This window comes from Stenotrophomonas sp. YJH_SMC_80 (assembly GCF_059372495.1).
On record NZ_JCAFVP010000024.1, the window covers coordinates 1 to 12,399 of the forward strand.

Below are 12,399 nucleotides of genomic sequence, written 5' to 3' on the forward strand. Positions count from 1 at the left end.
CAGCCAACAATGCGCAGGCCGCACACATGTCGGCGCTGGCCTACAGCTTCCTGTGGGAGCGGTTGGGCGGTAAGTAAGCAGACAGGCAGAACGGAAAACGCCGCCCCCGGGGCGGCGTTTTTCTTTATCCGGTAGTGCCGGGCGCTGGCCGGCAACCGCATCATTCACGCATTCCCGGGTTGCCGGCCAGCGGCCGGCACTACCGTCAACGTGATCCCTGCCAACGCTGCAACCCACGCGCGATCCGTGCCACCGCCTCCTGCAACCGCGGCACTTCCTGGGTATAGGCCAGGCGCACGTGCTGGTTGGCGCGATGGAAGCCGAAATCCAGCCCGGGCGTGAATGCCACGTGCTCGGTTTCCAGGAAGTGGGCGCAGAACGCCTGTGCGTCATCGGTGAATGCGCTGACATCGGCGTACAGGTAGAACGCACCCTGCGGCTCGACTTCGATGCGGAAGCCCAGCTCGCGCAGCGCGGGCAGCAGGAAGTCGCGGCGCTGGCGGAACGCTTCGCGACGCTGTTCGAAGATCGACATCGCTTCGTCGCTGAAACACGCTAGTGCGGCATGCTGGGCGATGCTCGATGCGCTGATGTACAGGTTCTGCGCGAGTTTCTCCAGGTCCGGCACGGCTGCTGGTGGTGCCACCAGCCAGCCCAGCCGCCAACCGGTCATGCCGAAGTATTTGGAGAAGCTGTTCAGCACGAATGCGCTGTCATCCACCTGCAGCACGCTGGGTGCATCCAGGCCATAGGTGAGGCCGTGGTAGATCTCGTCCACCACCAGGTGACCACCGCGCGCGTGCAGGGCCTTCGACAGGGCGGCCAGTTCGTCGGAGGAGAGCACGGTGCCGGTCGGGTTGGCCGGCGAGGCAACCAGCGCGCCGACGCTGTCGGCATTCCAATGCTGTTCCACCAGCGACGGTGTGAGCTGGTAGGCAGTGTCCGGGCCGACCGGCACCAGCTGTGCGCCGCCTTCAACGAGGCGCAGGAAGTGGCGGTTGCACGGATAACCAGGGTCGGCCAGCAGCCAGTGGCGGCCGGGATCGACCAGCAGGCTGCTGGCCAGCAGCAGCGCACCGGAGCCGCCGGGGGTGACCAGGATGCGTTCGGGGTCGATGTCCAGCCCGTAGTGGCTGCGATAGAAGCCGCTGATCGCCTGGCGCAGGGCTGGCAGGCCACGTGCGGCGGTGTAGCGGGTATGGCCGGCGGCCAATGCGGCCTGGCCGGCACGCACGATCGGTTCGGCGGTGGTGAAGTCCGGTTCGCCGATTTCCAGGTGGATCACGTCGTGGCCGGCCTGTTCCAGCGCTTGCGCGCGGGCCAGCAGGGACATCACGTGGAACGGAGCGATTTCATGGCTGCGCCGGCTGTAGCCCGGCGTATGGGGCAGGGTACTCATGCAGCCCATGGTACGCCGCGCACCGGGGTCACGCGCTCTGGTAGTGCCGGCCGCTGGCCGGCAACCGACCCACCCGCAGGCCGTGAGGGTGCCGGCCAGCGACCGGCACTACCGGCAGGCATGGCCACCATGACGTTCCGCAGGGTTGCCCACCGTCCTTCAGCAACCCAGACTCGGGCGCAAGGACGCCATTGCATTGCCCCTCAAGGAGCCCTATCTCATGAAATCCACCCTCTGCCTGTTGCTTGCCAGCCTGATGACCACCACTGCCACCGCCGCCACTCCGCCCGTTCCGCCGGATGCCGCCAAGCATCCGCATGTGGTCAAGGCGCCGTTCGGCGCGACCCGCAACGATGACTATTACTGGCTGCGCGACGACAAGCGCGGGAACAAGGACATGCTGGCCTACCTGCAGGCCGAGAATGCCTATGCCGACCAGCTGCTGGCGCCGCTGAAGCCGCTGGAAGACACCCTTTACAAGGAGATCGTCGGCCGTATCAAGCAGGACGATTCCAGCGTGCCGGCGCGTGAGCGTGGCTACTGGTACTACAGCCGCTTCGAAACCGGCCAGGACTACCCGATCCACGCACGCCGCAAGGGCAGCATGGAGGCCGCCGAGGAAATCCTGCTGGACGTCAACGCGATGGCTGCCGGCAAGGGCTATTTCAGCGTCGGCTCGATGGAAGTCAGCCAGGACAACCAGCTGCTGGCCTGGGCCGATGATGATGTCGGCCGCCGCCAGTACACCATCCGCTTCAAGGACCTGGCCACCGGCAAGGTGCTGCCCGATGTGATCACCGGCAGCTCGGGTGACCTGGTCTGGGCCGACGACAACCGCACCGTGCTGTACGTCGAGAACGATCCGGAAACGTTGCTGACCGTGCGCGTGAAGAAGCACGTGCTGGGCACCCCGGCCAGCGCCGACACCATCGTCTACGAAGAGAAGGACGACAGCTTCTACATGGGCATCGGCCGCACCCGCGACGATCGCTTCATCACCATCGGCGTGCACAGCACCGTGTCCTCGGAAGAGCGTTACGCGCCGGCCAGCGACCCGACCCACTTCACTGTGCTGGCGCCGCGCCAGCGCGATGTCGAGTACGACGCCGACCACTACGATGGCCGCTGGGTGATCCGCACCAACGACGGTGCGAAGAACTTCAAGCTGGTCACCGCACCGACCGATGCGACCTCGCGTGCGCAGTGGAAGGACTGGATCGCGCACGACGATGCGGTGTTCATCGAAGGCTTCGAACTGTTCGATGGCTACACCGCCATCGCCGAACGCTCCGAGGGCCTGGAACGCATCCGCCTGCTGTTCAAGGATGGCCGCAGCGACTACGTGAAGGCCGACGAGCCGGCGTACTCGATGGGCCTGGGCGACAACACCGAGGCCGATACGCCCTGGTTGCGCTACGTCTACACCTCGATGACCACCCCCACCACCGTGTTCGAACTGAACACCGCCACCGGGGAGCGCCGCCAGCTGAAGGTGCAGCCGGTGATCGGCTATGACGCGTCGAAGTACGAAACCGACCGCGTCTGGATCACCGCGCGCGATGGCGTGAAGGTGCCGGTGTCGCTGGTCTACCGCAAGGGCTACCAGAAGGATGGCAAGGGCGCGTTGTTCCAGTACGCCTATGGCAGCTACGGCATGTCGATGGACCCGTATTTCAACCAGACCGCGGTGAGCCTGCTCGACCGCGGCGTGGTGTATGCCATCGCCCACATCCGCGGTGGCCAGGAAATGGGCCGCGACTGGTACGAGAACGGCAAGCTGCTGCACAAGCAGAACACCTTCAACGACTTCATCGACGTCACCCGTGGCCTGGTGGCACAGGGCTGGGCGGCGAAGGATCGCGTGGCCGCCTCTGGCGGCAGCGCCGGTGGCCTGCTGATGGGCGCGGTGGCCAACCAGGCGCCGCAGGACTACCGCGTGATGGTGGCCCAGGTGCCGTTCGTCGATGTGGTGACCACCATGCTCGACCCGACCATTCCGTTGACCACCAACGAGTACGACGAGTGGGGCAACCCGGAGCAGAAGCAGTTCTACGACTACATGCTGTCCTACTCGCCCTACGACAACGTCAGCAAGCAGGCCTATCCGGCGCTGTTCGTGGGCACCGGCCTGTGGGATTCGCAGGTGCAGTACTGGGAACCGGCCAAGTGGGTGGCCAAGCTGCGTGACGACAACGCCGGCCACTACCCCATCCTGTTCCGCACCAACATGGAAGCCGGCCACGGCGGCAAGTCGGGGCGCTTCCAGCGCTACCGCGAGCTGTCCGAGTCGTACGCATTCGTGCTGCAGCAGCTGGGCATCGCCCAGCCGTGATCGCGACAGGGTGCCGGGCACTGCCTGGCACCCTGAACCGGTATCCTTGCGGCCATGAGCGCGCCAGATCCTTCCGTCCCTCGCGATGCCACCACGCCTCCGCGCGTGGTGCGTTTCCGCTGGGCGTGGTGGCTGCTGGCCTATGTCAGCCTCGGCACCGGCATCGTCGGCATCTTCGTACCGGGCCTGCCGACCACCGTATTCATCCTGATTTCGGCCTGGGCCGCCTCGCGTGGCTCCGAGCGCCTGCACAACTGGCTGCTGCAGCATCCACGCTTCGGCCCGGCCATCGCCAACTGGCAGGCACACGGGGCGGTCAGCCGCTACGGCAAGTGGATGGCCACGATCACCATGGCGGTATGCGCCGGCATCATGCTCTGGTGCGTACCAATTGCTTGGGTGAAGTGGTTCTCGATCGGCAGCATGACCGTGGTGGCGATCTGGCTGTGGACCCGGCCGTTGCCACCGCCGGAAGGCTGAACATGGCCCGCCCCGGGGCGGCCCGTGGGGGTGGGTCAGGGGGGTAGAGTCGACTGTCAGTCGACTATCGCGCGCAGCGCGGGTTTTTCACGGCCATTGCAGGAGCAGTCGACCAACAGTCGACTCTACCAACCGCTCAGCCGCCAATGGCTATACTCGGGGCATGAAGATCCCCCATCGAAACGCCATCCTGATTCCGCTGGCAGCGGCTTCGCTGCTGTTCCTCGCCGCCTGCGGCAACAAGGGCCCGCTGGTACTGCCGCAGAAGCCGGTGCCGGTGGAAGAAACCGTCGAACCTGTTGCCGAGCCCGCTACCGAAGCGACCCCGGCGCAGACCGAAGGCAGTGGCACCCCGGCCACGACCGTGGAGCCGGCTGCACCGACCACGCAACCGGCACCTGCGCCTGCGAAGAAGGTGGGCGGCGGGAATGAGTAAGGCCGGTTCCAAGGCCCTGCGCTTCAGCAAGATGCATGGCGCGGGCAATGATTTCGTAGTGATCGACCTGCGTGACGGCACCGCGCCGCCCACGCCTGAACTGGCCGCGCAGCTGGCCGACCGCCACACCGGCGTCGGCTGCGATCAGATCCTGACGATCGAAGCGCCGCGTGCGGAAGGCTCGGTGGCGTCGTACCGCATCTGGAATGCCGACGGCTCCAATTCCGAACAGTGCGGCAATGGCGCGCGCTGCATCGCCGCCTGGCTGGTGCGCGAAGGCAGTGCGCAGGGCGACCGCTTCGTCATCGACAGCCCGCTGGCCAGCCATGAGGTGGAAGTGCTGGGCGATGGCCAGTTCGCGGTGACCATGGGCGTGCCGGCGTTCGAGCCGGCCAACGTGCCGCTGGTGGGTTTCGCCCACGCGCGCGAGGAATACCTGCTGCCGCTGCAGGGCGAAAGCGTGCGTTTTGCTGCGGTGTCGATGGGCAACCCGCATGCGGTGATCGAAGTGGGCCTGATCGATGCTGCACCGGTCGAGCGCGTCGGTGCGCTGCTGCAGCAGCATGCCTCGTTCCCGCGCTCGGTGAACGTGGGCTTCGCCCAGGTGATGGGCCCGGCGCATGCACGCCTGCGTGTGAATGAACGCGGCGTCGGCGAAACCCTGGCCTGCGGCAGTGGCGCCTGCGCCGCTGCGGTGACCCTGATGCAGCGCGGCCGCCTGCAGCGTGATGCACGCATCAGCCTGCCCGGCGGTGACCTGCGCATCCAGTGGCCGGGCGATGGCCAGCCTGTGGTGATGGCCGGCCCGACCGCATTCGTCTTCGAAGGGGAGTGGATGGCATGACCGAAACCGTCGACAAGCTCGGGGCCCACGAAGTCGCTGCCTGGTTGCGGCGACATCCCGGCTTCCTCAAGCAGTTCCCGGACCTGGCCCTGACCCTGGTGGTGCCGCGTGACGACGGCCCGACCGCGTCGCTGGCCAGCTACCAGCTGGAAGTGCTGCGCGAGAAGAACCGCGAGCTGGCACGACGGTTGGCCGACCTGGGCGCGACTGCCCAGGTCAACGAACGCCTGGCGGTGCGCACGCACCAGCTGACCCTGGCGTTGATGAAGCAGGACAACGCCGCCGACACCCTGCGTGCGATGGCGGCCTCGCTGCAGGAAGATTTCGCCGGCGACCTGGTGCGATTGGTGGTGCACACGCCGGTGGCCGGGCTGGAACAGGCCGACTGGTTGCAGGTGATCGCCGCCGATGATCCGCAGCTGGGCCCGTTCCGCGACTGCCTGAAGGACGGCGAGCCGATCTGCGGCCGCCTGCAGCCGGAAAAGAATGCCGTGCTGTATGGCGTGCGCAGCGATGAAGTGCAGACCACCGCGCTGCTGCCGTTGCCGGGCGTGGGCCTGATTGCGGTGGGCAGCCACGATCCGAACCGTTTCTATCCGGGCATGGGCACGCTGTTCCTGCGCATGATGGGCGACGCCCTGGTCGCCGGCCTGAAGCGCTTCCCGGGCTGAGCAGGACACGACGATGAGCGCGGTACAGGCCTTCCTGCAGCATCTGCAGGTGGAGCGGCGGATGTCGGCGCATACGCTCGATGCCTACCGCCGTGACCTGGACGCGCTGTCGGTCTGGGCCGAGCCGCGCGGTGTTGCGGTGGAGGCACTCGATGCCGACGCGCTGCGCCAGTTCGTCGCCGATGAGCACCGCCGTGGCCTGTCGGCCAAGAGCCTGCAGCGCCGCTTGTCCGCCTGCCGCAGCTTCTATGCCTGGCTGCTCAAGCACGGCCGCATCGAGGTCAGTCCTGCAGCAACGCTGAAGGCGCCGCGCGCGCCGCGCCGGTTGCCACAGGTCCTCGACGCCGATGAGGCCGTGCAGCTGGTCGAGCTGGAGCCGGAAGGTGAACTCGGCCGCCGTGACCGCGCGCTGCTGGAGCTTTTTTATTCTTCCGGCCTGCGCCTGAGCGAAGTCTGCGCGCTGACCTGGCGCGATCTGGATTTCGACAGCGGGCTGGTCAACGTGCTGGGCAAGGGCAATCGGCAGCGCCGCGTGCCGTTCGGCCGGCCGGCGCGCGAAGCGCTGCAGGCGTGGCGCGCCGAAAGTGGCGGTGGTCCGGCCTCACCGGTATTTCCCGGCCGCAACGGACCGATCAGCCAACGCGCGGTGCAGATCCGCATCCGCCAGCTGGCGCAGCGCCAGGGCCTGTTCAAGCACGTGCACCCGCACATGCTGCGGCACAGTTTCGCCAGCCATATCCTGGAATCATCCGGTGATCTGCGCGGCGTGCAGGAGCTGCTGGGCCATGCCGACATCGCCACCACCCAGATCTACACCCATCTGGATTTCCAGCACCTGGCCAAGGTCTACGACGCGGCGCATCCGCGCGCGAAGCGTCGAAGCAGCAGCGAGGGCAGCGGAGAAAGCTGAACGTTGCCCGTGCGGCAGCCGGTCGCGGGTGGCTTGAAGGGCGCAGGGCAGTCCCCACCTCTGGTTCTGTCACCCCGGAGGCATCATGGACCCCAGTCAGAACCCCAACGTTTTCCACGCCACCACCATTGTCTGCGTCCGTCGCGGCGAGCACGTGGCCATTGCCGGCGACGGCCAGGTCACGCTGGGCCACACCGTGATGAAGGGCAATGCGCGCAAGGTGCGCCGCCTCGGTCGTGATGGCCAGGTGCTGGCCGGCTTTGCCGGTGCCGCCGCCGATGCCTTCACCCTGTTCGAGCTGTTCGAGGCCAAGCTGGAAAAGCACGGCCAGTTGCAGCGTGCTGCGGTCGAACTGGCCAAGGATTGGCGCACCGAGCGCCGCCTCGGAAAGCTTGAAGCCCTGTTGGCCGTGGCCGACAAGGAAACCTCGCTGATCATCAGCGGCACCGGCGATGTGATCGAACCGGAGGACGGCATCATCGCCATCGGCTCGGGTGGTTCCTATGCGCTGTCGGCTGCACGCGCGTTGATGGCACACACCGAACTGGATGCGCGCACCATCGCCAGCGAAGCGATCGGCATTGCCGGCGATATCTGCATCTACACCAACCGCAACGTGGTGGTCGAGGAACTCTGAGGGTCGCGCCGGCTGCTGGCCGGCAACCTCATGATCCCCCACACGCGTGCCTGGTTGCCGGCCAGCGGCCGGCGCGACCGACAACGAATTCGTGAGCACATCCATGTCGAAGATCGAAGTTTCCTCCGCCACCATGACCCCGCGCGAGATCGTGCAGGAACTGGACCGGCATATCGTGGGCCAGCACGACGCCAAGCGCGCGGTGGCCATCGCCCTGCGCAACCGCTGGCGCCGCATGCAGCTGGTGCCTGAGCTGCGCAATGAAGTGATGCCGAAGAACATCCTGATGATCGGCCCGACCGGCGTCGGCAAGACCGAGATCGCGCGTCGCCTGGCCACGCTGGCCAACGCGCCGTTCGTGAAGGTCGAAGCCACCCGCTTCACCGAAGTCGGCTACGTCGGCAAGGACGTCGAGCAGATCATCCGCGACCTGGCCGATACCGCAGTGAAGCTGTACCGCGAACAGGCCAAGGTGCGCGTGCGTACCCAGGCCGAGGAACGCGCCGAAGACCGCATCCTCGATGCGCTGCTGCCGCGCCGCAGCGGTGGCATCGGCTTCGATCCGGAAGTCGCCCGCAACGAACCGTCGGCGCAGGACAACGAGACCCGCATCAAGTTCCGCAAGATGCTGCGCAACGGTGAGCTGGACGAGCGCGAGATCGAACTCGACCTGGCCGCCAATGTCAGCATGGACATCATGACCCCGCCGGGCATGGAGGAAATGGGCCAGCAGCTGAAGTCGATGTTCGCCAACCTTGGCGGCGGCGCGAAGGCGCACAAGCGCACGCTGACCATCAAGGCCGCGCGACCGCTGCTGATCGAGGAAGAGGCCGGCAAGCTGGTCAACGAGGACGATATCCGCACTGCGGCGATCGAGGCCTGCGAGCAGCACGGCATCGTCTTCATCGACGAGATCGACAAGGTCGCCAAGCGTGGCGATAACGTGGGCGGCGGCGATGTCTCCCGCGAAGGCGTGCAGCGCGACCTGCTGCCGCTGGTGGAAGGCTCCAACGTGTCCACCAAGTACGGCACGATCAAGACCGACCACATCCTGTTCATTGCATCCGGTGCGTTCCACCTGGCCAAGCCCAGCGATCTGATTCCGGAGCTGCAGGGTCGCTTCCCGATCCGCGTTGAACTGGGTGCGCTGAGCAAGGGTGATTTCGTGCGCATCCTGACCGAGCCGAAGGCCGCGCTGACCAAGCAGTACGAGGCGCTGCTGGCTACCGAGGGCGTCAAGGTCAGCTTCACCGCCGACGCCATCGAGCGCCTGGCCGAAATCGCCTTCCAGGTGAACGAGCGCCAGGAGAACATCGGTGCCCGTCGCCTGCATACGGTGCTGGAGCGCCTGCTGGATTCGCTCAGCTACGAGGCACCGGATCGCGATGGCGAAAGCCTGGCGATCGACAGCGCCTACGTCGACAAGCACCTGGGTGAGCTGGTGCAGGACCCGGACCTGAGCCGCTACATCCTGTAATGCCCGTTGGAGTCGGATCCCTCGCCCCAGCGAGGGCTCTGACCCCGCCCGCTGCAACAGAAAGGGCCGCCGCAGGGCGGCCATTTTCTTGTGCGGTCAGCGCGACTGCCGGGTGCGGTAGTCCCGCAGCACCTGGTCGATCACCGCACTGGTGCGGGCGGCGCTGATGCCGGTCGAGGGCGAACGGCCGTTGCCGCGCAGCTCGTCCACGAGGGAGGCGATCAATGGCTGCTGGACCGATGGCGGGTTCGGGATGTCGAATGCCTGCATGCCCGCTTCGGTCTCCAGAACCACTGGAACGTCCTCGAAGGTGGCAAAGCGCAGCTGCCCGCGGTCGCCGGTGATCTCGACCTCATCCTGGCGGCGGAACGCGCAGAAGCTCCATTGCGCGATGCCGTGCGCCCCGCTGCCGGTACGGAAGCACATCGAGACACTGTCCTCGGCGGCGTAGGCGCCGGTCAGCGAACTGGCCAGGCCACGCACGTCGCCCAGCGGCCCCAATAGATGGTCGAGCAGGTCCAGGGTATGCGAGCCCAGATCGACGAACAGCCCGCCGCCGGCGATCGCCGGGTCGGTCCGCCAGAAGTCCGGCGAGGCGGCATTCGCCGAATGCGGCCGATGCAGGGTAGCGCGCACGCTGCGCGGCGTTCCGATCGCGCCGTTGTCCAGCAGCTGCTTCACCTGTGCGAAGCGGGGCAGGGCACGGCGGTAGTAGGCCACGAACACGGGCACGCCGCTGCGGGCGCTGGCCGTGATGATGCGCTGGCACTCGTCGTGGTCCATGGCCATCGGCTTTTCGATGTAGACCGGCTTGCCCGCGGCGATCGCCTGCAGCGCGTATTGCATGTGCGTCGAGGGCGGCGTTGCGACGTAGACCGCGTTCACTTCCGGATCGGCGATGAGTGCGTCGGCGTCCGCGTACCAGCGCGGAATCGCGTGGCGCCGCGCATAATCCTCGGCCAATGCCGCATTGCGGCGCATGACCGCTGCCACCCGTGAGCCGGGTGTGCTGGCCAGGGCGGGGCCGCTCTTCTTCTCGGTGACGCTGCCACAGCCGATGAAGCCCCACATCACGTTGTCCAGGATCACGGGGCTGTCCTCAGATGGGCGCGGCGGTGGCGGCAGCAGCGCCACTCACGCTTCGGGCAGCGGCTCGGGCACAGTGCCCGGCACGAACACGCCGTCCTTCACGTAGGCGGCCAGGGTCATGTCCAGTGCGAGCATGCCGTCGCGCTTGAGGTCCATCAGGTCCGGTTCGACCATCGCGCCGTGCAGCACGCCCAGCACGGTGGCGTGCAGCATGCGTGCGGCGATCTTGGGGTCGGCACCCTCGCGCAGCTGGCCCAGGTCGCGGGCGCGGCGCAGGGCGCGCTCCATCCGGTCCAGCGCATCACGGAAGCCGGCCTGCTGCATTTCGGTCAGTACCCGGGTGTCGGCCGAGGCATCACTGCGCAGCATGATCTCCATGGTCTTGCGCAGGCGCTCGTCCTCGGACAGTTCGATGAACGAGTGGATCATCACCGCGCGCAGGTCGTGCACGGGGGTGTCGCGCTGGTCGGTCGAGGTGCGCTCCAGTTCCTGCATGAAGGGCAGGTGCACCCGTTCGACGATCGCGGCCAGCACCTCGCTCTTGTTCTTGAAGTGCCAGTAGACCGCGCCACGGGTATAGCCGGCGCGGGCGCCGATCATCTCCAGCGTGGTACGGGCCACGCCGTGTTCATGGAAGCAGGCTTCGGCGGCGTCAAGGATGCCTTCCCGGGTTGCCTGGGTGTCCTCTTTGGTCTTGCGGGCCATGGGTAGTTACGAGTGCGGGTGAAACGTGGCTGAATTGTACCGGTTTACAAACAAACAAGCATGTATGTATATTTCGCTCCCATCATTCCCGTCGTGTGCGTGGCAGGCCGGTCCGGCTCCCGCTCCACCCGGGTGGGCGCTGTTCTCACGGTCTTCACCTTTACCGGTCGAAGGGTCCGCCGTATCAGCGCCGGCTGAGATCCTTTCCTTCAAGAGCCTTTCCGTCATGTTGCTGAGCCGAATCCGACCCTTTGCACTGTCGCTGGCCATCGCCGCAGCCGTGGCTGCCTGCGGCGGCCAACCCCAGGCCCCCGAGCAGGGCCCGGGTGACGTCACCGTGGTCACGCTGAAGTCCGAGACCGTGGGCCTGACCCGCGAATTGCCGGGCCGTACCAATGCCTTCCTGGTCGCCGAAGTGCGCCCGCAGGTCAACGGCATCGTTGCCAAGCGCCTGTTCACCGAAGGCGGCATGGTCAAGGCCGGCGAGCCGCTCTACCAGATCGAGGACGCCAGCTACCGCGCCCAGGCCAACAGCGCCCGCGCCCAGCTGGCCCGCGCCGAAGCCACGGCCAACGCCGCGCGCCTGAGCGCCAAGCGCATCACCGAGCTGGCCAAGGTCGACGCGGTCAGCCAGCAGGACCTGGAAAACGCCGTGGCCGCGCAGAAGCAGGCCGAGGCCGATGTCGGTGCCGCCAGGGCCTCGCTGGACGCGGCCAACGTCACCCTCGGCTATGCCCGCATCACCGCGCCGATCAGCGGCCGCATCGGCAAGTCCAGCGTTACCCAGGGTGCGCTGGTCAGCGCCGGCCAGGCCAATGCACTGGCCACCGTGCAGCAGCTGGACCCGATCTACGTCGACCTGACCCAGTCCTCGGCCGAGCTGCTGCAGCTGCGCCGCGAACTGGCTGCCGGCCGCCTGCAGGACAACCAGACGCTGCCGGTCAGCATCCTGATGGAAGACGGCAGCACCTTCGAGCACAAGGGCACGCTGGAGTTCTCTGAAGTGAGCGTCGATCCAGCCACCGGCAGCTTCGGCCTGCGCGTGAAGGTGGACAACCCGGACGGCCTGCTGATGCCGGGCACCTACGTGCGCGCGGTGATCGGCGGCGGCGTGCGCAGCGATGCGGTGCTGGTACCGATGCAGGGCATCGCCCGCGATCCGAAGGGCGACACCACCGCGATGGTGGTCGGCAAGGACAACAAGGTCGAAGTGCGCCCGGTCAAGGTCAGCCGCACGGTTGGCGACAAGTGGCTGGTCGAGGACGGTCTGAAGGCCGGCGACAAGGTCATTGTCGAAGGCCTGCAGAAGATCGGCCCCGGCATGCCGGTCAAGGCCACCGAGAAGGGCGCTGCTCCGGCCAAGCCGGCAGCGGCCGCCCAGCCTGCCGCCCCGGCCGGCGACGCGAAGTAAGCGGAGAA

The 12,399-nt window shown here is 66.9% G+C and carries 12 protein-coding genes; 9 read left to right on the top strand and 3 right to left on the bottom strand.

Translation table 11 applies throughout. From position 1 onward, the window contains the following. Positions 1-205 precede the first annotated feature (205 nt). The gene (locus tag AC5P99_RS20710) at positions 206-1,399 is read right to left on the bottom strand and encodes a pyridoxal phosphate-dependent aminotransferase (protein WP_172958421.1); all 1,194 of its coding nucleotides are present in this window, start codon (positions 1,397-1,399) and stop codon (positions 206-208) included. A 220-nt stretch (positions 1,400-1,619) separates the two neighbouring features. Here AC5P99_RS20710 and AC5P99_RS20715 point away from each other — a divergent pair, with 220 nt between their 5' ends. The 8 genes from AC5P99_RS20715 to hslU all read left to right on the top strand — a co-directional run bounded on the left by AC5P99_RS20715 (position 1,620) and on the right by hslU (position 9,186). Next, entirely contained in the window at positions 1,620-3,731 is a 2,112-nt protein-coding gene (locus AC5P99_RS20715; RefSeq protein WP_169448952.1) for a S9 family peptidase, read from the top strand. Between the two features lie 54 nt (positions 3,732-3,785). Then, positions 3,786-4,211: a YbaN family protein gene (locus AC5P99_RS20720; protein WP_024957059.1), complete on the top strand. Its 426-nt coding sequence runs from the start codon at positions 3,786-3,788 to the stop codon at positions 4,209-4,211. Positions 4,212-4,374: 163 nt separating this feature from the next. Next, positions 4,375-4,647, top strand: a complete 273-nt coding sequence (lptM, locus tag AC5P99_RS20725; protein ID WP_005411097.1) for an LPS translocon maturation chaperone LptM — start codon at positions 4,375-4,377, stop codon at positions 4,645-4,647. Continuing rightward, the gene (dapF, locus tag AC5P99_RS20730; RefSeq protein WP_033834522.1) at positions 4,640-5,491 is read left to right on the top strand and encodes a diaminopimelate epimerase; all 852 of its coding nucleotides are present in this window, start codon (positions 4,640-4,642) and stop codon (positions 5,489-5,491) included. Before lptM ends, dapF begins: the two co-directional genes overlap by 8 nt. After that, the gene (locus AC5P99_RS20735; protein WP_049450423.1) at positions 5,488-6,162 is read left to right on the top strand and encodes a DUF484 family protein; all 675 of its coding nucleotides are present in this window, start codon (positions 5,488-5,490) and stop codon (positions 6,160-6,162) included. The genes dapF and AC5P99_RS20735 overlap by 4 nt, the downstream gene beginning before the upstream one ends. A gap of 13 nt (positions 6,163-6,175) precedes the next feature. Next, positions 6,176-7,072 carry a tyrosine recombinase XerC gene (xerC, locus tag AC5P99_RS20740; RefSeq protein WP_005411094.1) on the top strand — a complete coding sequence of 299 codons (897 nt, stop codon included), beginning with the start codon at positions 6,176-6,178 and terminating at the stop codon, positions 7,070-7,072. Positions 7,073-7,157: 85 nt separating this feature from the next. Further along, a complete protein-coding gene (hslV, locus tag AC5P99_RS20745) occupies positions 7,158-7,709 on the top strand; it encodes an ATP-dependent protease subunit HslV (RefSeq protein WP_005411093.1) in 552 nt (183 codons plus the stop codon). A gap of 103 nt (positions 7,710-7,812) precedes the next feature. After that, positions 7,813-9,186, top strand: a complete 1,374-nt coding sequence (gene hslU / locus AC5P99_RS20750) for an ATP-dependent protease ATPase subunit HslU (RefSeq protein WP_005414521.1) — start codon at positions 7,813-7,815, stop codon at positions 9,184-9,186. A 96-nt stretch (positions 9,187-9,282) separates the two neighbouring features. On the opposite strand, the gene AC5P99_RS20755 is transcribed toward hslU, so the two are convergent. Together AC5P99_RS20755 and smeT are read right to left on the bottom strand one after the other, a co-directional pair. Further along, positions 9,283-10,275 (bottom strand): Gfo/Idh/MocA family protein, encoded by a 993-nt coding sequence (locus AC5P99_RS20755; protein ID WP_099605140.1) that lies wholly within the window; start codon positions 10,273-10,275, stop codon positions 9,283-9,285. 45 nt (positions 10,276-10,320) lie between these two features. Next, positions 10,321-10,980, bottom strand: coding sequence for an efflux transporter SmeDEF transcriptional repressor SmeT (gene smeT, locus AC5P99_RS20760; RefSeq protein ID WP_005411090.1), 660 nt, complete (start codon positions 10,978-10,980; stop codon positions 10,321-10,323). 226 nt (positions 10,981-11,206) lie between these two features. Between smeT and smeD the strand changes: the two genes are divergently transcribed. After that, positions 11,207-12,391: a multidrug efflux RND transporter periplasmic adaptor subunit SmeD gene (smeD, locus tag AC5P99_RS20765; RefSeq protein ID WP_005411089.1), complete on the top strand. Its 1,185-nt coding sequence runs from the start codon at positions 11,207-11,209 to the stop codon at positions 12,389-12,391. The last annotated feature ends 8 nt before the right edge of the window (positions 12,392-12,399 follow it).